The organism is Nocardia sp. NPDC041819 (assembly GCF_055590505.1).
The window spans coordinates 1-23,110 of record NZ_JBVJAP010000014.1; the positions used below are offsets into that span (position 1 = coordinate 1).

Annotated in this window: 22 protein-coding genes; 7 read left to right on the plus strand and 15 right to left on the minus strand. The window is 69.1% G+C overall.

All coding sequences use genetic code 11. The features are described 5' to 3' along the window. Positions 1-212: 212 nt before the first annotated feature. The 7 genes from ACZ6DL_RS29835 to ACZ6DL_RS29865 form a co-directional block, all read right to left on the minus strand. Positions 213-1,850 (minus strand): solute symporter family protein, encoded by a 1,638-nt coding sequence (locus ACZ6DL_RS29835; protein ID WP_466056093.1) that lies wholly within the window; start codon positions 1,848-1,850, stop codon positions 213-215. Next, entirely contained in the window at positions 1,847-2,203 is a 357-nt protein-coding gene (locus tag ACZ6DL_RS29840) for a DUF485 domain-containing protein (protein ID WP_040865967.1), read from the minus strand. The genes ACZ6DL_RS29835 and ACZ6DL_RS29840 overlap by 4 nt, the downstream gene beginning before the upstream one ends. Positions 2,204-2,361: 158 nt before the next feature. Continuing rightward, on the minus strand, positions 2,362-4,116 hold the full coding sequence (locus ACZ6DL_RS29845) for a sodium/solute symporter (RefSeq protein WP_466056095.1): 1,755 nt from the start codon (positions 4,114-4,116) through the stop codon (positions 2,362-2,364). A gap of 78 nt (positions 4,117-4,194) precedes the next feature. After that, complete coding sequence (locus tag ACZ6DL_RS29850; RefSeq protein WP_062976980.1) at positions 4,195-4,560, minus strand: hypothetical protein; 366 nt, start codon at positions 4,558-4,560, stop codon at positions 4,195-4,197. Beyond that, complete coding sequence (locus ACZ6DL_RS29855) at positions 4,557-5,354, minus strand: LytR/AlgR family response regulator transcription factor (RefSeq protein WP_466056096.1); 798 nt, start codon at positions 5,352-5,354, stop codon at positions 4,557-4,559. Before ACZ6DL_RS29855 ends, ACZ6DL_RS29850 begins: the two co-directional genes overlap by 4 nt. A gap of 211 nt (positions 5,355-5,565) precedes the next feature. Beyond that, a complete protein-coding gene (locus tag ACZ6DL_RS29860; protein ID WP_466056098.1) occupies positions 5,566-6,771 on the minus strand; it encodes a sensor histidine kinase in 1,206 nt (401 codons plus the stop codon). A gap of 327 nt (positions 6,772-7,098) precedes the next feature. Next, the gene (locus tag ACZ6DL_RS29865; RefSeq protein ID WP_466056100.1) at positions 7,099-7,536 is read right to left on the minus strand and encodes a hypothetical protein; all 438 of its coding nucleotides are present in this window, start codon (positions 7,534-7,536) and stop codon (positions 7,099-7,101) included. 318 nt (positions 7,537-7,854) lie between these two features. Here ACZ6DL_RS29865 and dnaE point away from each other — a divergent pair, with 318 nt between their 5' ends. Then, positions 7,855-11,403: a DNA polymerase III subunit alpha gene (gene dnaE / locus ACZ6DL_RS29870; protein ID WP_466056102.1), complete on the plus strand. Its 3,549-nt coding sequence runs from the start codon at positions 7,855-7,857 to the stop codon at positions 11,401-11,403. 243 nt (positions 11,404-11,646) lie between these two features. On the opposite strand, the gene ACZ6DL_RS29875 is transcribed toward dnaE, so the two are convergent. The 3 genes from ACZ6DL_RS29875 to ACZ6DL_RS29885 form a co-directional block, all read right to left on the minus strand. Then, complete coding sequence (locus ACZ6DL_RS29875; protein ID WP_466056104.1) at positions 11,647-11,838, minus strand: hypothetical protein; 192 nt, start codon at positions 11,836-11,838, stop codon at positions 11,647-11,649. A gap of 350 nt (positions 11,839-12,188) precedes the next feature. Further along, positions 12,189-12,548, minus strand: a complete 360-nt coding sequence (locus tag ACZ6DL_RS29880) for a hypothetical protein (protein ID WP_466056106.1) — start codon at positions 12,546-12,548, stop codon at positions 12,189-12,191. Positions 12,549-12,660: 112 nt separating this feature from the next. Beyond that, on the minus strand, positions 12,661-12,912 hold the full coding sequence (locus ACZ6DL_RS29885; RefSeq protein WP_466056107.1) for a hypothetical protein: 252 nt from the start codon (positions 12,910-12,912) through the stop codon (positions 12,661-12,663). A gap of 161 nt (positions 12,913-13,073) precedes the next feature. Between ACZ6DL_RS29885 and ACZ6DL_RS29890 the strand changes: the two genes are divergently transcribed. Both ACZ6DL_RS29890 and ACZ6DL_RS29895 read left to right on the plus strand, forming a co-directional pair. Further along, complete coding sequence (locus tag ACZ6DL_RS29890) at positions 13,074-13,967, plus strand: helix-turn-helix domain-containing protein (RefSeq protein WP_466056109.1); 894 nt, start codon at positions 13,074-13,076, stop codon at positions 13,965-13,967. Next, on the plus strand, positions 13,964-14,182 hold the full coding sequence (locus tag ACZ6DL_RS29895; RefSeq protein ID WP_466056111.1) for a DUF397 domain-containing protein: 219 nt from the start codon (positions 13,964-13,966) through the stop codon (positions 14,180-14,182). Before ACZ6DL_RS29890 ends, ACZ6DL_RS29895 begins: the two co-directional genes overlap by 4 nt. 78 nt (positions 14,183-14,260) lie before the next feature. On the opposite strand, the gene ACZ6DL_RS29900 is transcribed toward ACZ6DL_RS29895, so the two are convergent. Further along, positions 14,261-15,457: a Cmx/CmrA family chloramphenicol efflux MFS transporter gene (locus ACZ6DL_RS29900; RefSeq protein WP_466056113.1), complete on the minus strand. Its 1,197-nt coding sequence runs from the start codon at positions 15,455-15,457 to the stop codon at positions 14,261-14,263. Positions 15,458-15,530: 73 nt separating this feature from the next. Continuing rightward, positions 15,531-16,103, minus strand: coding sequence for a TetR/AcrR family transcriptional regulator (locus tag ACZ6DL_RS29905; RefSeq protein ID WP_466056115.1), 573 nt, complete (start codon positions 16,101-16,103; stop codon positions 15,531-15,533). 158 nt (positions 16,104-16,261) lie between these two features. Here ACZ6DL_RS29905 and ACZ6DL_RS29910 point away from each other — a divergent pair, with 158 nt between their 5' ends. Continuing rightward, positions 16,262-16,663: a hypothetical protein gene (locus ACZ6DL_RS29910; protein ID WP_393238370.1), complete on the plus strand. Its 402-nt coding sequence runs from the start codon at positions 16,262-16,264 to the stop codon at positions 16,661-16,663. Positions 16,664-16,666: 3 nt separating this feature from the next. Here the strand turns inward: ACZ6DL_RS29910 and ACZ6DL_RS29915 are convergent, their stop codons facing one another. Further along, positions 16,667-17,284, minus strand: a complete 618-nt coding sequence (locus ACZ6DL_RS29915) for a class I SAM-dependent methyltransferase (protein ID WP_040865979.1) — start codon at positions 17,282-17,284, stop codon at positions 16,667-16,669. A 420-nt stretch (positions 17,285-17,704) separates the two neighbouring features. Here ACZ6DL_RS29915 and treZ point away from each other — a divergent pair, with 420 nt between their 5' ends. Together treZ and ACZ6DL_RS29925 are read left to right on the plus strand one after the other, a co-directional pair. After that, positions 17,705-19,447, plus strand: a complete 1,743-nt coding sequence (gene treZ, locus ACZ6DL_RS29920) for a malto-oligosyltrehalose trehalohydrolase (RefSeq protein WP_466056118.1) — start codon at positions 17,705-17,707, stop codon at positions 19,445-19,447. A 109-nt stretch (positions 19,448-19,556) separates the two neighbouring features. Beyond that, a complete protein-coding gene (locus ACZ6DL_RS29925; RefSeq protein WP_466056120.1) occupies positions 19,557-20,807 on the plus strand; it encodes a serine hydrolase domain-containing protein in 1,251 nt (416 codons plus the stop codon). Between the two features lie 110 nt (positions 20,808-20,917). Here ACZ6DL_RS29925 and ilvA read toward each other — a convergent pair whose 3' ends face one another. Then, complete coding sequence (gene ilvA, locus ACZ6DL_RS29930; RefSeq protein ID WP_466056122.1) at positions 20,918-22,273, minus strand: threonine ammonia-lyase IlvA; 1,356 nt, start codon at positions 22,271-22,273, stop codon at positions 20,918-20,920. Positions 22,274-22,349: 76 nt separating this feature from the next. Continuing rightward, positions 22,350-22,784 carry a nitroreductase family deazaflavin-dependent oxidoreductase gene (locus ACZ6DL_RS29935; protein WP_466056123.1) on the minus strand — a complete coding sequence of 145 codons (435 nt, stop codon included), beginning with the start codon at positions 22,782-22,784 and terminating at the stop codon, positions 22,350-22,352. 87 nt (positions 22,785-22,871) lie between these two features. On the opposite strand from ACZ6DL_RS29935, the gene ACZ6DL_RS29940 reads away from it, so the two are divergent. After that, entirely contained in the window at positions 22,872-23,105 is a 234-nt protein-coding gene (locus ACZ6DL_RS29940; protein WP_466056124.1) for a hypothetical protein, read from the plus strand. The last annotated feature ends 5 nt before the right edge of the window (positions 23,106-23,110 follow it).

Consider the following 23,110-nt stretch of genomic DNA (forward strand, 5'->3'; position numbering starts at 1 on the left):
TCGTGCCAGTGCAACCGCCCGGCCTGCTCGGCCCAGAATGCTTCCCGATCGGCCGCCGCCCGCTGGTAGAACCCCGCGTCGGCGTTCGCCTCAGCGGCGAACTCCGCGCTCGGCGGGTAGGCGGTGGTGGTGTCGCGGTCATCGGTGGTTGCGCTGGTCACGCGAGATCTCCTAACGAAAGAGCAAGGGGGACGAGGAAGGCCGGGCAGCGATCAGTGCATCACCGCCTTCTCCGCGCCGACGCCGGTGAGCGAGCGGACCTCCATCTCCGCAGCCTTGGCGGGGTCCTCGGACCTGCCGCCGACCAAGGTGCCGATGACGCCGAGCGCGAACGCCAACGGGATGGAGACGATGCCCGGGTTGGACAGCGGGAACCAGTCGAAATCCGATCCGGGGAGCATGGCGGTCTTGCTGCCGGAGACCGCGGGGGAGAACACGATCAGCACGATCGTCGAGATCAGGCCGCCGTACATGCTGAACAGCGCACCGGTGGTGTTGAACCGCCGCCAGAACAGCGAGAACAGGATGGTCGGCAGATTCGCCGACGCCGCGACCGCGAACGCCAGCGCCACCAGGAAGGCGACGTTCTGCCCGTTGGCCAGGATGCCCAGGGCGATGGCCAGCACGCCGATCACCACCGCGGTGATGCGGGACACCCGGACCTGTTCGCGCTCACCGGCTTTCCCGCGCTTGATGACGTTGGCGTAGATGTCATGGGCGAACGAGGCCGACGCCGTGATGGTCAGGCCCGCGACCACCGCGAGGATGGTGGCGAAGGCGACCGCGGAGATCACGCCGAGCAGCACCACGCCGCCGAGTTCGAAGGCCAGCAGCGGCGCCGCCGAATTCTGCCCGCCCGCGGCCGCGAGGATGCGGTCCGGGCCGACGATCGCCGCCGCGCCGTAGCCGAGCACCAGGGTGAACAGGTAGAACGCGCCGATCAGGCCGATCGCCCAGACCACCGAGCGCCGTGCCTCTTTGGCGGTGGGCACGGTGTAGAAGCGCATCAGCACATGCGGCAGGCCCGCGGTGCCGAGCACCAATGCCAGGCCGAGGGAGAGGAAGTTGAGCTTCGAGGTCTCGCTGCCGCCGTACTGCGCGCCGGGAGCGAGCACGTCGCGCGCGGCGACGGCCTTGTTCGCCGAGCCGGAGACCGCTTCCTGCGCGGAGCCCAGGATGTCGGAGAAGTTGAAACCGAACTTCGCGAACACCATGACGGTCATCAGCGCCGCGCCCACGATCAGCAGCACCGCCTTGATGATCTGCACCCACGTGGTGCCCTTCATCCCGCCGACCAGTACGTAGACGATCATCAGCACGCCGACCACGGCGATCACGATGGACTGCCCGGTCTTGTCGGAGATGTCCAGCAGCAGTGCGACCAGGCCGCCCGCGCCCGCCATCTGCGCGAGCAGGTAGAACAGCGACACGGTGAGCGTGGACAGCGCGGCGGCGGTGCGTACCGGGCCTTCCTTCAGCCGGAAGCTCAGCACGTCGGCCATGGTGAATTTGCCGGTGTTGCGGAGCATTTCGGCGACCAGCAGCAGCGCTACCAGCCAAGCGACCAGGAATCCGATGGAATAGAGGAAACCGTCGTAGCCGTAGACCGCGATGGCGCCCGCGATGCCGAGGAAGCTGGCGGCCGACAGGTAGTCGCCCGCGATGGCGACGCCGTTCTGCGGGCCGGAGAAGCCGCGCCCTCCGGTGAAGTAGTCGGCGGCGGTGGCGTTGTTGCGGCTGGCGCGGATCACCACGATCATCGTGAACACGACGAAGACGCCGAAGATGGCGATATTGGCGACCGGGTTGCCGACCGTCGCGGCGGCGGCGTAGGTGTGCACGGTGTTCACGCTCGGTCTCCCTCGAGGTAGCCGCGGATGGTCGCCGCGCGCGGATCCAGTTCCCGGTTGGCGAACCGGACGTACAGCGCGGTGATGGCGAAGGTGGATACGAATTGGCCGAGGCCGAGCAGCAACCCGACGTTGACGTCGCCGAACACCGGGCGGCTCATGAAGTCGTGGGCGTAGGCGCCGAGCAGGACGTAACCGAGGTACCAGAGCAGGAACAACGCGGTCATCGGAAACACGAAGCGGCGCAGGCGCATTCGCAGTTCCTGGAATTGGGGGCTCGCCTGCACTTCGGCGAATTCTGCTGCGCTCGGCGCTCGCCGCGGGGCGGTGTCGTCGAGTTCGGTACTGATCATGAGTGTCCTACCAAGTGACGTGGCTTACTTCTCGAGGACGGTAAGCCAGGCCCACGGCTCACCAGTAGGCTGTGGCGTGGGTCACTCTGTGAAGGTGCCCGAATCTGCGCTGAGCGGTCGATGTGACGCGATGAACGGTCGACCGCCCGGGGCCACGGTCAGTCCGAGCGCAGGCTGCGCTCGCGGTCGGCGCCCATGCCCAGTCGCTCCGGCGCGTGCATCCGGACGAAGATCCGGCTCACCGTCCTCGCGCCGAGTCCGCGGGTGAACGAGCTGACCAGCACCATGGTGGCGAACGCCAGCGGCACGCTGATCGCCGCCGGATAGCCGAGCAGCGCCGCGGGCCAGCCGCCCGCCACCGCGTCGGAGAATCCGCCGGTGACCGAGACGGCGGTCGCGGTGCCCGCGGCGAGCCCGCCCGCGATCAGGCCGGCCGCCGCGCCCGCCGCGGTCAGCCCGCGCCACCAGATGCCCAGCACCAGCAGCGGGCACAGCGTGGAGGCGGCCACCGCGAAGGCCAGGCCGACGGTGCGCGACAGGTCCAGCGACACGACGGTCAGCGACAGCGCCAGCGGAACCGAGCCCGCGACCAGCGCCGCCGCGCGGAAGTCCCGGATCCGCCCGCGCAGCATGTCGGTGCTGAGCACGCCCGCGATGCTCACCAGCAGTCCCGACGAGGTGGACAGGAACGCGGCGATCGCGCCCGCCGCGGCCAGCGCCGCGAGCAGCTGCCCTGGCAGTCCGGCGACCACCGAGCCGGGCAGCAGCACCACCGCGGCATCGGAGGTCCCGGTGATCAGCAGTTGCGGCACGTACAGCCGGGCGAAGACGCCCAGCAGGACGGGGAACAGGTAGAACAGTCCGACCAGGCCGATCACCGCGAGCGCCGTCGCGCGCGCGGCCCGCCCATCGGGGTTGGTGTAAAAGCGCACCAGCACGTGCGGCAGGCCCATGGTGCCGAGGAAGGTCGCGAGGATCAGCGAATAGACCTGGTAGGCCGGATGCGGTCCGCCCAAGCCGCCGCCCGGCGCCAGCCAGCCCGTGCCGTCGGCGGGTGCGCCCGCGACCACCGGCACGGCGGCCCCGGCTTCCAGCACCAGCCGCGTGCCCGCGGACAGCTCGTGGGTGCCGGGCGCCAGCGGCACCGGACCGTCGACCGCGCGGTCGTCGAGTGTTCCCGTGATCGAAACCTGCTGCGGCGCACCGACCCGCACCACCACGTCGGTGGTCACGTCGACGGTCGTGCGCTCGGACACCACCGGCGGGGCGGGCGCGCCCAATTCCCGCTCGTCGGCGAGGAAGTGCCCGAGCAACACCAGCGCGGGAAGGGCCACCGCGGTCAGCTTCAGCCAGTACTGGAACGCCTGGACCAGGGTGATCGAGCGCATCCCGCCGCCGACCACGTTGGCGAGCACGATCGCGCCCACCCCCACCGCGCCCACCCAGTCCGGCACCCCGAGCAGGATGTGCAGGGTCAGCCCGGCCCCTTGGAACTGCGGAATGAGATACACCGCGCAGATGAGCACCACGACGGTGGCCGCGAGCCTGCGCAAACGCAGTGAGCCCAGCCGGAATTCGGCGAAGTCGGGCACCGTGTACGCGCCGGAGCGGCGCAGCGGAGCGGCGACGAACAGCAGCAGCGCCAGGTATCCGGCGGTGAAGCCCACCGGGTACCACAGCGCGTCCGCGCCGTATTTCGCGATCAACCCGGCCACGCCGAGAAACGATGCGGCCGAGAGGTATTCACCGGAGATCGCGGCGGCGTTCCAGCGCGGTCCCACGCTGCGCGACGCGACGAGGAAGTCGGAGGTGGTGCGCGCGAGTCGCACGCCGTACGCGCCGATCGCGACGGTCGCCAGCGCCGCGAGGACCAGCGCGGCCACGGTGAGCGCAGGCGCCGTGCTCGAGGTCATGGAGCGCTCCGGGGCGGGCGCATCGGTTCGGCGGGCGATGTGGACGTGATCGACTTGTTCATGGTGGAGGGCGCACCATCAGTCCTCGGCCAGTTCGAGGAAGTCCTGTTCGTTGCGTTCGGCCAAGCGCACATAGGTGCGGCCGAGCAGGAACAGCAGCGGGTAGACGGCTCCGCCGAGCAGCAGCCACGGCAACCGGATGCCCAGCACCGCCATGGAGCCGATCGAGCCGGTCCGGAACAGCACCGGCAGCGCGCACAGCAGCGCGATGCTCACCAGGCCCACGCGTAGCGCGAGCCCGAGTTGGGCGCGGATCAGCCCCCCGATGAGCGCTTCGCCGAACTCGGTTTGCTCGGCGACCTCCACCCGCGTGCGCACCCGCCGTGCGCCACGTCGCTCGGAGAGCACGACACGCCTGCGGACCGGACGCTGCGGCCCGGTCACTGGTTGCCCCGGTGCTGCCGGGGCCGGTGCACCAGCCGTTGTTTCAGCTCACGAACCTGTCTTCGGCTGACCGGCAGCTCGACCGCTCGCGCGTCGCCCTCGGCCCGCAGGCAAACCACGGTCCCCGAACCCACGCTGCGCAGCCCGGTGACCAGCCGCAGCGCCACCAGGTACGACCGATGCACCCGGAGGAATCCCGCGTCGTGCCAGCGAGCCTCCAGCGCCGACAACGGAATCCGCACCAGGTGCGATCCGGCGCTGGTGTGCAGCCGCGCGTAGTCGCCGTCGGCTTCCACCCAGCTCACGCTCGATCGCGGTACCAGCGTGGTCACTCCGCCCAGTTCCACGGGGATGACCTCGTTCGGGTCGGTGCGGGCTTCGGCGGCGGGCGGGTGCGGCGCGCTGCGCGCCGCGGCGATCCGCCGCACCGCCTCCGCGAGCCGGTCCTCCCGCAGCGGCTTGAGCAGATAGTCCACCGCGCCCAGGTCGAACGCCGCGATCGCCCGGTCGTCGTGTGCGGTCACGAAGACCACGGCGGGCGCGGCGGCGAACTCCGAGAGGATGCCGGCCAGCTCCATGCCGTCCAGTCCCGGCATGTTGATGTCCAGGAACACCGCGTCGATCGGATGGGCGCGCAGCACCCGCAGTGCGCTGGTGGCGTCGCCAGCCGCGTGGATCTCGCCGATCTCGGTCCGCGCGCGCAGCAGATACACCAGCTCGTCCAGAGCGGGTTTCTCGTCGTCCACGGCGAGCACGCGCAGCGCGCCCGCCGGTTTGCCGGTAACGCGGGTCACAATCGCACCATCGTAAAGCTCCCCTGCGAGGCCGCCGACGGGTGCCGTCGGCGTGACGCCCTCAGCTCCGGGGCGGCACCTCGAGGGGCCGCGGCCGGACCCCGGAGTCGACCGACGCCCGCGACGAAGGCGCGCACTTCCGCGGCTGCGCGTCGAGCCGGTGCTCGCAGCGGCGCGGGGGTGGTGTGCCGGTTGCTGTCGTGTGCCGGTCTTATGCCCGGATGCCCGCGCGGAACTTGGGGACGCGCAGGCTGACCTTCGTGCCCGCGCCGGGCGCGGTTTCCACGACCAGGCCGTAGTCGTCGCCGAAGGCCGCGCGCAACCGGTCGTCGACATTGGCCAGCCCGACGTGCGCGGCCTCACCGGAGCCCGCGGGGCCCGTCCCGGCGTCGACGGCGTCCAGCGCCCCGGAGCGCAGCAGATCCGGGTCCATGCCGACGCCGTCGTCCTCGACGCTGATCACGCAGTCGGTGCCCGCGTCGGTGGCGACGATGCTGACGGTGCCGCCGTGCGCGGTGCCCGCCAGCCCATGCCGCACCGCGTTCTCCACCAGCGGCTGAAGCGCGAGGAAGGGCAGCACCACGCCGAGCACCTCGGGCGCGATCCGCAGCCGGACCTGGAGCGCGTCGCCGAAACGGGCGCGTTCCAGCGCGAGGTACCGCTCGATGTTGCGCAACTCGTCGGACAGCACCGTGAATTCGCCCGCGGCGCGGAAGGAGTACCTGGTGAAGTCGGCGAACTCGAGGATCAGCTCGCGGGCCCGCGCCGGGTCGGTGCGGACGAACGAGGCGATGGTGTTCAGCGCGTTGTAGATGAAGTGCGGGCTGATCTGGGCTCGTAGCGCGCGCACCTCGGCGCGGTCCAGCCGAGCCCGCGACGCGTCCAGCTCGGCCAGTTCGAGCTGCCCGCAGGCGTACCGAGCCACCTCGGCGACCGCACCCAGTCGGCCCGGTCCCGGCTGCCCGGCGCTCACGACTCCCAGCACGCCGGCCACGCCGTTGGATTCGACCAGCAGCGGTTGCGCGATCAGCGTGCGTCCCGCGTGTTCGCCGCGTCCGGGGCCGGCGACGAGCACCGGGCGCTCGCCCGCGACGGCGCGCACGGCGGCTTCGCCGAAGTATTCGGCCAGTTCGGCGTGCGGGCCGTCCCAGGCGAGCAACGTGCCGTCGGGGTCGGCCAGCGCGAGCGCTTCGGCGCCGGTGAGTGCGCGCAGGTGCGGCGCCGCTTCCCGCGCGGACTGCTCGGTCAGCCCGCGCCGCAGCGGGACCGCCGCCAGCGACGCGGTGTGCAACGCCGAATGCACCGCCCGCTCCGCGGGGGTGGTCACCACTCTGCGGGTGCGCGACCAGATCAGCAGCGCACCGGCGATCAGCGCCGCCACGGTCGCGACGGCGAGTGCGGTGGTCATGGCGGGCATCGGCGCACGGACTGCATGGGCTGATTATCGCGTCGGCCGCGAACGCACGCGGAGCGGTGGCGGACCCTGATGCGAGATCGGGCCTGGAGTATCGGCCGGATCTCGCATCAGGGTGGCGGAGCCGGGGCTCGCGATCGAGTCCCGGAGCGTCGATCCGATCGCGTGATGAACGCGGTCGTGGTCAGCGATTGCGGCCGGTCGCGGCGCGGTGGCGGTCCTGCGGCTGGTCGCGGTGCGGCGCGGTGGGGGCCTGCGGCCGTGATGGGGTGCCCCCCGGCGGTCCCGCCGATCTCACCGGTGCCGCGGCGCGGTCCGGTCCGCCGGAGTTCAGCCCTGGTACTGCGGGACCGTGAACTCGATGGTGCCGGGTTCGGGGAAGTGCGCCGCGCCGATGCTGACCGTCGCGGTGAACTTGCCGATGCCGGGAAGGAACAGTGCGGAGTGGCCGCTGTTGCCCCAGTAGCCGGGGCCCTGCGCGACCACTTGGAACGTACCTTCCTGGCCGGTGTCGACGTTGCGGTAGTTCAGCGTGACCGGCAGCGTGCACGGCCCGGCGCCGACCAGCGTCGCGCCCACGGTGAAGGCCGCCTGGTTGGGGTAGGCGTTGCCGTTGACCGACATCTCCACCTGACCCACGCACGGCCCCTGGGCCAGGGTGTACACGGTGGCGAACGCGGCGGGCGCGGCCGCGGCGGGCGCGGCCGTCGCGGCCAGTGCCGCCATCGCCGTAGCGGGGACCATCAAGAGCGCTGTCGTCGAATTCATCGACACCTCCACGATTTCGGGAAAATCCGGTCTGCCGTGCTGGCCCGTCCCCGAGAAGCGCCGGCATCGTCGTGGGGAGGGAAGCAGAGGTTACCGCCGAACCACGGCCGCCGTTCGGGTGTTCCCGAATTCGGCAAGACCCCGACACTCGCGGAAATCGGCCACTTACACGGCGAGTCCCCAGGACGCGCCGGTGATCTTCCCCACCGACACGCCGGACGCCCGAGTGGCGCCAGCGCGCCGGTCCGAAGCAGTCGGTGGGCACGCCTAGAATCGGTCCAGCCAACCCCCGTCGAGACCTTGGGAGGAAGGACCGTCTTGGCCGCCTCGTCCGGATCGTTCGTCCATCTGCACAACCACACCGAGTACTCCATGCTCGATGGTGCGGCCAAGATCTCGCCACTGTTCAGCGAGGCGAAACGGCTGGGGATGAACGCGGTCGGGATGACCGACCACGGCAACATGTACGGCGCCTCGGAGTTCTACAACTCGGCCAAGAAGCACGACATCAAGCCGATCATCGGCATCGAGGCCTACATCGCGCCCGCCTCCCGGTTCGAGACCAAGCGCGTGCAGTGGGGCGATCCGAGCCAGAAGGGCGACGACGTCTCCGGCTCGGGCGCCTACACGCACATGACCATGGTCGCCGAGAACGCGACCGGCCTGCGCAACCTGTTCAAACTCTCCTCGCTGGCCTCCATCGAGGGCCAGCTCGGCAAGTGGGCGCGCATGGACGCGGAGATCATCGCCCAGTACGCCGAGGGCATCATCGCGACGACCGGCTGCCCCTCCGGCGAGGTGCAGACCCGCCTGCGCCTGGGGCACGAGCGCGAGGCGCTCGAGGCCGCGGCCAAGTGGCAGGAGATCTTCGGCAAGGACAATTTCTTCCTCGAGATCATGGACCACGGCCTGTCCATCGAGCGCCGGGTCCGCGAGGGGTTGCTGAACGTCGGCAAGCAACTGGGCATCCCGGCGCTGGCCACGAACGACTGCCACTACGTCACCAAGGACCAGTCCGCCAACCACGAGGCGCTGTTGTGCGTGCAGACCGGCAAGACGCTGTCGGATCCCACGCGCTTCAAGTTCGACGGTGACGGCTACTACCTGAAGTCCGCCGAGGAGATGCGCGCGCTGTGGGACGCCGAGGTGCCCGGCGCGTGCGACAACACGGTGCTGATCGGCGAGCGGGTCCAGTCCTACGACGACGTGTGGGCCTTCAAGGACCGCATGCCGATCTTCCCGGTGCCCGAGGGCGAGGACCAGGATTCCTGGCTGCGCAAAGAGGTCGATCGCGGCCTGGCGCGCCGGTTCCCGGACGGCGTGCCCGAGGAGTACTACAGCCGCGCCTATTTCGAACTGGACGTCATCAAGCAGAAGGGCTTCCCCGCCTACTTCCTCGTCGTCGGCGACCTCGTCAAGCACGCTCGGGAGGTCGGCATCCGGGTCGGCCCCGGCCGTGGTTCGGCGGCCGGTTCGCTGGTGGCCTACGCGCTCGGCATCACCAATATCGACCCGCTGCCGCACGGCCTGCTGTTCGAGCGGTTCCTCAACCCGGAGCGCCCGTCCGCGCCCGATATCGATATCGACTTCGACGATCGCCGTCGCGGTGAGATGGTCCGCTACGCCACCGAGAAGTGGGGGACCGACCGGGTCGCCCAGGTGATCACCTTCGGCACGATTAAAACCAAGGCCGCGATCAAGGACTCCGCGCGCGTCCAGTTCGGCCAGCCCGGCTTCGCCATCGCCGACCAGATCTCCAAGGCGCTGCCGCCGCCGATCATGGCCAAGGACATCCCGCTGTCGGGCATCATGGATCCCGATCACGAGCGGTACAAAGAGGCCGCCGAGGTCCGCGAACTCATCGGCAACAACCCGGATGTGGCCAAGATCTACGAGACCGCGCGCGGACTCGAGGGCCTGATCCGCAACGCCGGTGTGCACGCCTGCGCGGTGATCATGTCCTCCGAACCGTTGATGGACGCCATCCCGGTGTGGAAGCGGCCCCAGGACGGGGCGATCATCACCGGCTGGGACTACCCGTCCTGCGAGGCCATCGGCCTGCTGAAGATGGACTTCCTCGGTCTGCGCAACCTCACCGTCATCGGTGACGCGCTGGACAACATCAAGGCCAACCGCGGCATCGACCTGGACATGGACAACCTGCCGCTGGACGACCCCGCGACCTACGAATTGCTCTCGCGCGGCGACACGCTCGGCGTCTTCCAGCTCGACGGCGGTCCCATGCGCGACCTGCTGCGCCGCATGCAGCCCACCGGCTTCAACGACATCGTCGCCGTGCTCGCGCTCTACCGCCCCGGCCCGATGGGCATGAACGCGCACAACGACTACGCCGACCGCAAGAACGGGCGGCAGCCGATCAAGCCGATCCACCCCGAGTTGGAGGAACCGCTCAAGGACATCCTCGCCGAGACCTACGGCCTGATCGTCTACCAAGAGCAGATCATGTTCATCGCGCAGAAGGTCGCCTCCTACTCGATGGGCAAGGCCGACGCGCTGCGCAAGGCCATGGGTAAGAAGAAACTCGAGGTGCTCGAGGCCGAGTACAAGGGCTTCCACGAGGGCATGACCACGAACGGCTTCTCCGAGGCCGCGGTGAAGGCGCTGTGGGACACCATCCTTCCGTTCGCCGGCTACGCGTTCAACAAGTCGCACGCCGCGGGCTACGGCCTGGTCTCGTTCTGGACCGCATACCTCAAGGCCAACTACCCGGCCGAGTACATGGCGGGCCTGCTCACTTCCGTGGGCGACGACAAGGACAAGGCCGCGGTCTACCTCTCCGACTGCCGCCGCCTCGGCATCACCGTGCTTCCGCCGGACGTCAACGAGTCCGAGCAGAACTTCGCCTCCGTCGGCAAGGACATCCGCTTCGGTCTAGGCGCGGTGCGCAACGTCGGCGCGAACGTCGTCTCCTCGATCATCCAGGCGCGCAAGGAGAAATCGAAGTTCACCGATTTCTCCGATTACCTGAACAAGATCGACGCCATCGCCGCGAGCAAGAAGGTCACCGAATCGCTGATCAAGGCAGGCGGTTTCGACTCCCTCGGGCATCCGCGCAAGGGCCTGATGCTGATCCACTCCGATGCCATCGACGCCGTGATGGCCACCAAGAAGGCCGAGGCGATCGGTCAATTCGACCTGTTCGGCGGCTTGGACGCGGACGAGTCGGTGACCTCGGTGTTCAACGTGAAGGTCCCCGACGAGGAGTGGGAGTCCAAGCACCGGCTCGCTCTGGAGCGGGAGATGCTCGGCCTGTACGTCTCCGGGCATCCGCTCAACGGCGTCGAGCACGTGCTCGCGGCGCAGGCCGACACGCAGATCCCCGCCATCCTGGAGGGCGACATCAAGGACGGCACCCAGGTGACCGTCGGCGGCATCCTGGCCTCGGTGAACCGGCGCATCAACAAGAACGGCCTGGCCTGGGCCTCCGCGCAGCTGGAAGACCTCACCGGTGGCATCGAGGTGCTGTTCTTCCCGCAGTCGTACTCGGTGTACGGGATGGACGTCGTGGAGGACGCCGTGGTGCTGGTCAAGGCACGCGTCTCGGTCCGCGACGACCGGATCTCGCTGATCGCCAACGATCTCGCCGTGCCCGACCTGTCCGCGGTCGGCGTCGCCAAGCCGCTCGCGGTCACCGTCACCACCCGGATGTGCACGCCGGACAAGATCGGCGAACTCAAGCGGGTCTTGTCCCGGCACCCCGGCACGTCGGATGTGCATATTCGGCACGTCGGCGCCCGAGACAAGACCACGCTGCTGAAACTCGACGAACGCCTGCGAGTCTCACCGTCCTCGGCACTGATGGGCGACCTCAAGGCACTGCTCGGCCCGGGCTGCTTGGCGAGTTGATCGGTGGGCTCCGCGCGGTGAGGAATCGGGCGGCTGCTCGGCCCGGACTGCTCGCGAGGTTCGGTGTCGTCGCGAGCCGAGCCGTTGTCGGCGGGCTGATCGGCAAGCTGGACGCGGTCACAAGTGGAGCGATCGATCGGCGTGTGTCGCTGCGCGAGTGAACGGCGAGCGGGGTGCCGTCTTCGGTGCTGTGGGGGGCGGCCTCGATGCGCTGCGTGACCGCCTGACAGCGGGCTGCGCGCGTTACGAATCGAGCCATTGCTCGATCTGGGTGAGATTCGCGGCGGTGACGACGGCATCGCCGTCTTCGGCGTCCACAAGTTGCCAGTCACGCGGTGACACTGGATCGCGCACCAGCCGGTAACCCCCGCGTGTGGCTCGATCGGTCAGTTCCCGGAGCCGTTCGGCGATCGGATCTCGTGCGGTTTCATTCATGAGTCAGGTCTCCACGGGCGTTGTTGTCGTGCGGAATCCGGCGTGACGCGCCCGGCGGTGACCAGCGCGGCGAATGCGGCGCGTTTGCGAGCGCAGTCGTGTTCGCGGTGTAGTTGCATGGCGCGGTGTGCGGCGGCGATGGTCAGCTGCTGGGCAGGTGTCGCGCATGTCCACTCTTCCGGCCATTGGATCGGGTGCGAGTGTCGCTGCCTAAGAGCTGATTTCCGTCCAGCGGCCGGTCGGCGAGGCTGATCGGTGGGCCACACACAGCCGATGACGAGGAGTACCGTGCCGCATCCAGCGAAGATCGCCACGATGCTCGACATCGCGGGCCATATTCCCACGCTCGCTCACCGCCGGCAGCCGTCGCCCGAACCGGTGCGCAGGTCCTCGGCGAGCCGACCGAGTCCATCGAGCACCTCCTGGAACGTTCGGGGTTCCGGCATGCTGTCGGCGGGCAGCGCGGGACCGGTGTGCTCGGTGGGGAAGTCGATGCCACGCCGGTGCGCGCGTTCGCGCGGGCTCGTTCCCTGCGGCACGATCCGGCCGTGCCGCACGAGGGTGTGAAAGGCGACCGCCTTCCACGCACACCGATCGATCCGGCATTCCCGATGCCGCCGCATCTGCCGATGCGCCAACTCCACCTCGGCCGAACCGCAAATACCCGGCGGCGCAACGAAAACGCCCCCGTCCCCGCCATTACGCAACATATTCCCAATTCCTCCATGGCCCACCGGGCCGATCATGTCGAGTGGCACACGGCTGCGGCATTTCGCGAGAAGGCCTCTCGACCAGGTGCCGTTGATCTTGAATGCGCGGGCGTCACGCCTTCGGGCTGCCGGATGGTTCGGCTGCCAGCGTGTTTCGGCCGCGCTGGATGATTTCGTAGCGGCCTCTTCGGGCTCCGGTCACGATGAGTTCGTGGCTGACCAGGTTCGCCAGCGCGTGGCGGGTCTTCCACTCGGTGAGGCAGGCCGACACCTTGATCTGATGTTCGGTGAGCATCCCTCCGCAGCTCAGCGCCCGCAGGATTCGGACTTGCGCGACGGAGAGGCTTCCCTGTTGCTTGGCCATGCGGCTATGTTGCTGCAGGCCAACAGCATCCGGGCTGGGAAAACGGGCGGTCCGATGAAGTCGGCCATTTACGCAGAGCCCGGACCGGTGCACACGTAGTTCGATGTCCGAACCGGACCGGATCCTGGGCCGTTTCGGACCGAGCAGGGGAAAGGGGAGCGATGGGGAAGGACGATCAGGCTGGTTCGACGTTGCCGCGTCGGCAACTCGGGCGGGCACTGCGGGAGGCGCGAGAAGGTGCCGGGTTCACGCTCGAGCGGGCCGCGCAGCTCATGGAGATGGGCAAGACCTCGGTCGGCCGGATCGAGAAGGGGCAGAACGACAAGGTCAAACTGCGCGATGTGGAGGCGTTCGGCAAGCTGTACGACCTGAGCTCGGAACGGATAGAGGAGCTGAAAACTCTCGCACAGCAGACGGCTACGAAGGGGTGGTGGCATGCATCGCATCACCTGATCGCGCCCGTGTTCAAGACATATCTTGGACTCGAGTCCAGCGTGTCAGGTGTGTCGGTTTACCAATCCATGATCGTTCCCGGTCTACTGCAGGTAGCCGATTACGCGAGTAATATTGAGCGGCCGTATTACGAGGGCGACACGCAAGAAGAACTTGAGCGTCGTGTGCAGCTGCGATTGCGCCGAGCGACGGCTTTGACCCGGAAGTACAGCCCGATCACTGCTGATTTCGTTGTGCACGAGAGTGTGTTGCATACGATCGTCGGATCGCGTGCGGTCATGTCCAAGCAGATGCGACATATGGCGGACGTGGGCACACTCCCCAACGTTACCGTGCGAATACTGCCGTTTTCGGCCGGGTTTCCAGTGGATAAGGGACCCATCCTGCCGTATATCATTCTCGACTTTCCGTTGAACAGTCGAGAGTTCGGGGCGGAGCCGCCTGTCGTTTATACCGAAACCTCGATCGGGTCAATGTTCTTCGAGAACGGCGAGGATGTGAAAAGCTATCGCGAAATCCACGATGTCCTTCGGCGCGCCGCACTGGAGGAGAATTCATCGAGGGACCTCCTCAGGCAGCTGGCAAGGAGATACGAACAGTGACCATCGACCTAAACAACGCACAGTGGTTCAAGTCATCACGTAGCACTTCGGCGCACGAATGTGTCGAAGTCGCCTGGCTGGACGCAGGGCATGTCGGTGTCCGCGATTCGAAGAACCCGACCGGCCCGGCGTTGACCTTCGCACCGGGACAGTGGGATGCCTTCGCCGCTGGCGTTCGTGACGGCGAATTAAGTTCAACCGACCGGCCTGAATAAAATTCTTACGCTGAACAACAGCGGCCCTGCACTCGATCTGCATCGTCGAGCCAGGGCCGCTGCCTGCGCGAGGAGGAGTTATCCCACGTCGGCCAGTGCCGGGGCGGGTGTCTCGACCGACGCTCGCGCCACCTCCTTGCGGTGCAAAGCGTGGCTGCACGCCACAACAGCGAGTGCGGCCACGCCGAGAACCACGCCGATCCAGGCCACCGCCGCGTAGCCGAGGCCCGCGCTGATGGCCAGGCCGCCTATCCAAGGCCCCGCGGTGATGCCGACGTTGAACGAGGAGATGTTCGTGGCTCCCGCCAGGGTGGGCGCGTCGCCCGCGAGGGTGAAGACGCGGCTGTTCAAGGTCGGGTTGATGCCGAACCCGAAGGCTCCCAACAGGAATGACAACAGCACGACGGGCGCGGGGTGTTCCATCGTGAGGGCGAGCAGCGCCGAGGTGAGCACGCCGCCGGTGATGCCGACGTACAAGGTGGTCAGCGGCCGATTGTCGGCGGTGCGCCCACCCACGACGATGCCGAGGAACGCGCCGAGCCCGTAGATGCCGAGTACCACCGGGATCCAGCTGTCCGCCATACCGGTGACGCGCGACAGCAGAGCGCCGAGGTAGGCGAAGGTGACCATCAGGGCGGCGATGGCGAGTGCGGTGGTGGCGTAGGACAGCCACAGCGCGGGGCGCGCCATCGTGCGCAGTTCGGTGCGCAGTCGCATCGGCGCGTCGGTCCGTCCGCCGGGGATCTTCGCCAGCACGCCGATGCCGGTCGCCGCCGACAGCAGCGCCACCGCCCAGAACGCCGCCCGCCAACCCAGTTGCTGCCCGATCACGGTGCCCGCCGGGAGCCCGATGATGATGGCCAGGGTGAGCCCGCCCGCGACGACGCTCATCGCCTTGCCGCGCGCGGTTGCGGGGACCAAGCCGATCGCCGTCGTCGCGGCCACCGCCCAGAACCCCGCATAGACGAACGCGCCGACCACCCGCGTCGCGAACAGCACCCAGTAGTCCGAGGTCAGCGCCCCGACCACGTGGGTGCCGACGAACACCGCGAGAAAGGCGAGCAGTGCGGTGCGCCGCGACCAGCGCAGCGTCGCCACGGCCAACACCGGCGCGCCCACCAGCATGCCCAGGGCGAACCCCGAGATGAGCAGGCCCGCGCGCGGCACGGAGACGCCCAGGTCCGCGGCCATCTCGGTGAGCAGGCCCGCGAGCATCAGCTCCGAGGTGCCCTGGGCGAAGATCGACAGACCCAGGACGTAGATCGCCACGGGCATCGGTACCTCCTTATATTGTACTGATCTATCCAAAATGAGGGCACGGCAAAGCCGTCGCCAAGGGGTGGAAGGTTCAGAGCGCGTCGAGCGCGGTAGTCGCGATGGCGGCCAGTGTCTCGCGATCCGCTCCGCCGCGCGCGGCCACGCGCATGCCGCCGATGGTGGCGATCACGAAATGGGCCAAGGCGGACGGGTTCTTGTCCGGTGCGATCTCGCCCGCGCGTCTGGCCGTTTCGAACGCGTCGGTCAGCACGGCGAGTCGTCGCTCCTGGTCGGCGGCGAGTACGGCGGCCAGTTCGGGGTCGCGCGGGGCCAACTCGATCGTCGAATTGACCACGAGACAGCCGAGCGGGTCCTCCTCGGGGGCTTCGACGATTTGCCACAGCAGTGCGTGGATCTTCGCGCGCACCTCCGTCCGGCTGGCGAGCAGGTCGAATGTCGCGGCGTTCTTGGTCGTCATGTAGCGGCGCAGGGCGCGCTCGAACAGGTCGCGTTTGCTGGTGAAGGTGTTGTAGATGCTGCTGCGGCCCAGTCCGGTCGCGGCGCACAGGTCTTCGGTGGAGGTCGCTTCGTACCCCGTGCGCCAGAACGCGTGCATCGCCGCGTCCAGCGCGCGGTCCTCGTCGAACAACCTGGGGCGTGGCATGGGTTCACGGTAGCACGGTTTTGGACAGGGCGTTACAGTATATTCCGGGCGGGGCTCCGACCTGTGGTTATCCGATGTCCAAGCGGCTGTTAAGCATTCGATTGGCGGGGTGGCGGACAGTTCTCGGCAAGTCGTCCACTCCAGGAAAGAGGATCGTCATGCAAGCCATACTCCGGAGCCTGCGCCTGCTCGTACTCGGCGCCACCGTGCTCGCGGCCGCGTTCGCCGTCGCGGCGGTCGGCGCGGGCGCCGCGAACGCGGGGTCGGTGTACGCGATCGAGTTCGCGCCGGGGAGCGACCACGCGTCCATCGACGGCGCGGTGGTTCGCGGCGACGCCGACACCTACGCGTTCGAGGCGCGGGCCGGGCAGACGCTGATCACGGAACTCACCTCGGTCGAGGGCAACGCGCGGTTCGCCACCACCGCCCCCGACGGAAGCGTCCTGTGCCTCGAGGAGACCTGGAGCCGGATCACCCTGCCGCGCAGCGGCTACTACACCATCTCGGTGGAGCCGAGTCGCGGCAACGCGACCTATACCTTGTCGGTCCGCATCGTCTGATCGTCAGGGCGACACCGCGACACCGAGCGTCTGGGCGACCAGGAAGCGGGGAGCGTGCTCCCCGTAGAACGACTCGGCGTCGCGGATCTCGAAACCGGCGTCTGTCACCAGGCCGCGAATATCGCGGTTCAGGTGGCAGCCGCCGAACAGTCGTTTCTGGACCGGGTTCAGCCGGTTCTGCCACGCCCGCACCTTCTCGTCCGGCGCCAGCCCGTGTTCGACGAAATGCAGGGTCCCACCGGGGACGAGCACCCGGCGCACCTCGGCGAGCGCGGCGGCGATGTCGGGAATGGTGCACATCGTCCAGGTCGACAGCGCGCAGTCGAAGGTGTCGTCCGGGAAGGGCAGCGCCTGCCCGTCCAGCCCGGCCCGCTCGATCGGCACGGTGGCGGCGGTGACGCGGTCGCTCGCCAGCCGCCAGCCCAGATCGGCGGGCTCGACCGCACGCACCGACGCGACCGTCGCCGGGTAGAACGGCACGTTCAATCCCGAACCGAAACCGACTTCCACGACCTGCCCGTGCAGATCGGCGCAGGCCCGCTCGCGCAGCGGATCCAGGTCCCGCATGCCGCAGGCCAGGTTGACGATCCGGGGAACCACGTGCTCCGCATAGACACCCACGCCTCCACTCTTGCAGGCATCGCCCGTCCGGGCCAGGGTCCTATGGCCACAACCCGGCGGGTGTCTGCGCCCGGCTCGGTCACCGTGGTCGCGCGGACCACGTGAAGCGACTTCAGCCGGTTGGCCGGGAAGCCGGGACCGCACAAGCGGCTGTGGCGTGGGTCGGGATCTGTGTCCGGCGGCTGCGCACGTCGCTGTGGCCGGGGGTCGGTGTCGGTGTCGTGCGCGTCGCTGCGACCAGGGTCGGGGTCTGTGTCCGGCGGCCCCGCGTCCCGCTGTGGCCGGGAGGTCGGTGTCGGTGGTCGTGCGCACGTCGCTGTGGTCGGGGTGGGCCTCCGTGTCCGGTGGCCGCGCAGGCCGCTGCGCCGAGGTCGGTGTCCGTATCCGGCGGGCCGGGCGCGCCCGTGCGATGCTGGCGCGGTGACTGTGTTCGAGGTGTGGGCGCCGCGGCCGGAGGCGGTGCGATTGGATCTGGAGGGTGTCGTCCACTCGATGACTCGGTCGCCGGACGGGTGGTGGCGCACCGATATTCCGGCCGCGAGCGGAGCCAGGTACGGCTTCCTGCTCGATGACGACCCGACCGTGCTGCCCGATCCCCGTTCGCCGCGCCAGCCCGACGGGGTGCACGCCCGCTCGGCGCTGCACACCCTCGATCCGGCGGGGTGGACGGACGCGAACTGGACCGGGCGGCCGCACGCCGGGGCGGTCTACTACGAGCTGCACATCGGAACGTTCACCCCCGAAGGCACCTTCGACGCCGCGATCGACCGGCTGGACCATCTCGTCGGACTGGGCGTCACCGTGGTCGAAGTGATGCCGGTGAACGCCTTCGACGGCACGCACAACTGGGGCTACGACGGCGTGCTCTGGTACGCGGTGCAGGAGAGCTACGGCGGGCCCGACGGCCTCCAGCGCTTCGTCAACGCCTGCCATCTCCGGGGGCTGGCGGTCTGCCTGGACGTGGTCTACAACCATCTCGGCCCGTCCGGCAACTACCTGCCGCGCTTCGCGCCCTACCTGACCGAGGGCCGCAACACCTGGGGGCAGAGTCTCAACCTCGACGGCCCGCAGTCCGACCATGTGCGCGGATACATCCTCGACAACGCGGTGCGCTGGTTGCGCGATTTCCATATCGACGCGCTGCGCCTGGACGCGGTGCACGCCCTGGTCGACCGCACGGCCACCCATCTGCTGGCCGAGCTGTCGGTCGCCGTCGAGCGGCTGGCCACTCACGTGCGCAGGCCGCTGACGCTGATCGCGGAGAGCGATCTCAACGACCCGAAGCTGATCACCCCGCGTGCGGCAGGCGGCTACGGCCTGACCGCGCAGTGGAACGACGACCTGCACCACGCCGTGCACACCGCCGTCTCCGGTGAGCGGCAGGGCTACTACGCCGACTTCGGCTCGCTGCGCTGCCTGGCCCGCACCCTGAAGCACGGGTTCTTCCACGCCGCAACGTATTCCAGCTTCCGGGGCCGCACGCACGGCAGGCCGATCGATCGCGGCCTGATCCCGGGCAGCGCCCTGCTGGCCTACACCTGCGACCACGATCAGATCGGCAACCGGGCGCTCGGTGACCGCCCCGGCGCCTACCTGACCGACGGCCAGCTCGCGATCAAAGCCGCCCTCGTCCTGTGCGGCCCGTTCACGCCGATGCTGTTCATGGGGGAGGAGTGGGGGGCGCGCACGCCGTTTCAGTTCTTCACCTCGCACACCGACCCAGAAATCGCCGCCGCCACCGCATCCGGGCGCAAGAAGGAGTTCGCCGCACACGGCTGGCCCGCAGGCGAGGTGCCCGACCCGCAGGAAGTGAAGACGTTCCTGCGCTCCAAGCTGGACTGGACCGAGGCCGACGAGCCGGAGCACGCCCGGCTGCTGTCCTGCTATCGCGCCCTGCTCGCCCTGCGCCGCGACCGGCCGGAGCTCAGCGACCCCTGGCTGACCCACGTTTCGGTGGACTACGACGAGGCCGCGCGATGGATCGTCGTGCGCCGGGGCACGCTGGCCCTGATGTGCAACCTCGGCGAGGACCAGGTCGCGATCCCGATCGCGGGCCTCCCGCTGCTGTCCTGGGAATCCCCGACGATCGGCCCTTCCGCCACAACCGTTCCCGGCCACTCCTTCACCCTGCTGGAGACCGCGCTGCCCGGCCTGCGCCGATAGCGTGGAATCCCAGCTCCGGGCCGCCTTTCGGGCGGTTTCGGATAACGGGCGGGCCACTGTCCGAGACAGGCACTTTGCCGGAATCGTCCCATGCCATTACCGTGGAGAGATGAGCAACGTCGCTTCCGGGGACCTCGCGGTTCTTCCCCCGGGGATGGGTGGCAGCGCCGCCGCCGAATTCGCACCGTTCGTGCGTGCTTTCGCACGGGCCTTCGGCACTCGCCGGGGTGCGGGCGCGGCGTTCACGCTGCACCGGCACGGAGAGCCGCTGATCGACATCTGGGTCGGTTCCGCTGGTGACGCTCCGTGGACCAGGGACACCGGCACGATCATCTTCTCGGCCACCAAGGGGATCGCCGCCACCGTCGTGCATCGTCTCGCCGACCGCGGGTTGCTCGACTATTCCGCCCCCGTCGCGGAGTACTGGCCGGAATTCGGCGCCAACGGCAAGCGCAAGATCACCGTCCGCCAGCTGCTCACCCACCGGGCGGGACTGTCCGCGCTGGCCCCGCTCGCCACCGGTGGACTGGCCGACGTGCTGGATCACGAGCTGATGGAGCAGCGCCTGGCCGCGGCGAAGCCCGACCGCCTGCTCGGCGTGCCCACCTACCACGCGCTCACCTTCGGCTGGCTGGTCGGCGGCTTGGCCCGCGCGATCACCGGCACGGGCCTGGCCCAACTGTTCCAGACCGAGGTCGCCGAGCCGCTCGGCATCGACGGCTTGCATCTGGGCAAGCCACCGGCCGACGCGGCGATCACCTACGCGCCGCTGGCGGGCACGCAGCTGAGCATGCTCGGAAGGCCGCTGGGGGCCGCGGTTCTCGGCCGTAGCCACCGGATTCCCGGCGCGCTCGGGGCCGCCACCCGCTGCCTGTTCCTGCCCGGTCTGGAGGCCATTCTCGAGGGCGCGAGCCCGCCGATCCTGGAGACCGAACTCGGTGCGGGCAACGGTGTGTGCACCGCGCCCGCGCTGGCCACGATGTACGGCGCGCTCGCCGGCGACGGCACCGTGGCGGGCGGCAGGTACCTCGGCCGCCGCACCATCAAGGCGCTGCGCCGGGTCGAGACCTATCAGCCCGACCGCGCGCTGTTCTATCTGCCGATGATGTGGCGGCTGGGCTACCACTCGCTGCCGGCGCCGGGCGCCCACGCCGGGTTCGGGCATATCGGCCTCGGCGGTTCCTTCGGCTGGGCCGAACCCCGGCTGGGCCTGTCGGTCGGCTTCGTGCACAACCGGTTGTCCGCCGCGCAGATCGGCTACGACCAGACGGCGGCATTCTGGCTGTTGCCGCTCATGATGAACTGTCTGCGCGCTTCCCGCCGCCGGATACCGGCGGCGGAATCGCCCAAGGCGGCCTGACCCGGCGGCGGTCCGGCCGAGGTGGGGTCGACCCGCCGAGGATGGGGCTCAGGCCCGGTCGACCCGCCGGACATCCCGCTCGGGTCGGCTCGAACCGCTGGACAATTCGCTCAGGTCAGGTAGCGGTAGGCCGGAGAATCGGGCTCGAGGCGCTCGCACTGGATCGGGGAATGGTGCATCCGCTCCAGCAGCGGCCCCAGGCCGTCCGGGGCGCCGAGTTCGATGCCGACCAGCGCCGCGCCCGTCTCCCGGTTGTTGCGCTTGACGTACTCGAACAGGGTGATGTCGTCCTCGGGGCCGAGCACCTCGTTGAGGAAACGGCGCAGCGCGCCGGGTTCCTGCGGGAAATCCACCAGGAAGTAGTGCTTGAGGCCGCTGTGCACGAGCGAGCGCTCGATGATCTCGCCGTAACGGGACACGTCGTTGTTGCCGCCGGACACCAGGCACACCACCGTCGACCCGGGATCCACGCTGATCTCCGCCAGCGCCGTCGTGGTGAGCGCGCCGGCGGGCTCGGCGATGATGCCCTCGTTCTGGTACAGATCGAGCATGGTCGTGCAGATCGCGCCCTCGTCGACCTGCATCATCTGGAAAGCGCCCGCGCCCCTGGGCGATTCGCTGACGGTCAGCAGCGGCAGCGAGGCGTGCGAGACCACTCGCCCACCGAATCCGGCCACCGCGGCGTACGGCACGGCGCCGACCCGGCGCACCGCGGCGCCGTCCACGAAGGGGTCGATCTCCGGCAGCGTGACCGGACCGCCCGCCACCAGGGCCGCTGTCATCGAGGCCGCGCCCGCGGGCTCCACGCCCAGGATGGCGGTACGCGGGGAACGCGCCCGCAGATAGGTGCCGATACCGGCCAGGCAGCCGCCGCCGCCCACCGGCACGATCACCAGGTCCGGCGTTCCGTCCAGTTGCTCCAGGATCTCCGCGGCGATGGTGCCCTGACCGGCGGCGGTGCGCGCGTCGTCGAACGGCGGCACCATGGTCGCGCCGGTGCGCTCCACGTCGGCGGCGGCGGCCGCGGCGGCGGCGTCGTAGGTCTCGCCGACCGCGATCAGCTCGACGAACTCGCCGCCGTGCACCCGGATGCGGTCGCGCTTCTGCTTCGGTGTCGTGGTCGGGACGTAGATGCGGCCCTTGATCCCCATCGTCTGACAGGCGAACGCGACGCCTTGGGCGTGGTTGCCCGCGCTGGCCGCGACCACGCCCACGGCGCGTTCGGCCTCGGTCAGCTGGATCACCAGGTTGTAGGCGCCGCGCAGCTTGTAGGAGCGGACCGCGCTGAGGTCTTCGCGTTTCAGATAGACGGTCGCCCCGGTGAGCTTGGACAGCCGCTCGCTGTGCTGGAGCGGGGTCGGATCGATGACGTCGGCAATTCGCTTGGCGGCAGTATCGATCTCGTCCGCGGTGAGCGCGGGGCGAGAAGCGGACAATGCGTCGAGGACATCAAGCGGATTGGACACCCCAATCATGGTGCCACCCGTCGCGCCGGTGAGCTGCGGCGGGTGGCCGTGACACGCGGGCCACCTGCGTAGGAAACTACCTGGGCGTGAGGACGAAGACGGGGATCTGACGGTCGGTCTTGGTCTGGTAGTTCGCATAGTCCGGCCACACCTCGACCGCGCGCTCCCACCACCGCGCCTTCTCCTCGCCGAAGACCTCGCGCGCGGTGTAGTCCTTGTTGACCGCGCCGTCGCGCAACTCCACGTGCGGTTCGGCCTTGATGTTGTAGTACCAGACGGGGTGCTTCGGCGCGCCGCCCAAGGAGGCGACGACGGCGTACTCGCCGTCGTGCTCGACTCGCATCAGCGGCGTCTTGCGCAGCTTGCCGCTCTTCGCGCCCTTGGTGGTGAGCAGGATGATGGGCTTGCCCTGCAAGGTCGCGCCCTCGGTGCCGCCGGAGTTCTCGTACTTCTCGGCTTGCTCGCGGGCCCAGTCGGATGTGCTCGGTTCGTATTCACCTATCAGTGGCATGTCTGCCGCAACACCGCGGCGAATCGGTGTGTTCCCTGCGACAAAAGTTCGCTGGCCCGAACTTCTTGTTCCGACTACCCTGAGGAGATGGCGGTCGTTCACTCTTCGGCGCGCGGCACCACGATCGACATCGCCGGTAGCGCGTGGCCGGCCTACAAGCTCGACGCGCTCGTCGTCGGGCTGGCGGCCTGCCTCGTCCTGGTCCTGATCACGGGCTCGCCGCAGATCGCGGTGCTGGCGGCGGCAGCGCTCGCGGCGGCGCGGTGGCTGATCGGCATGGCGCTCGCGGGTCTGGGCGAGCGGCCCGGCGACACGCCGTAGCTCCT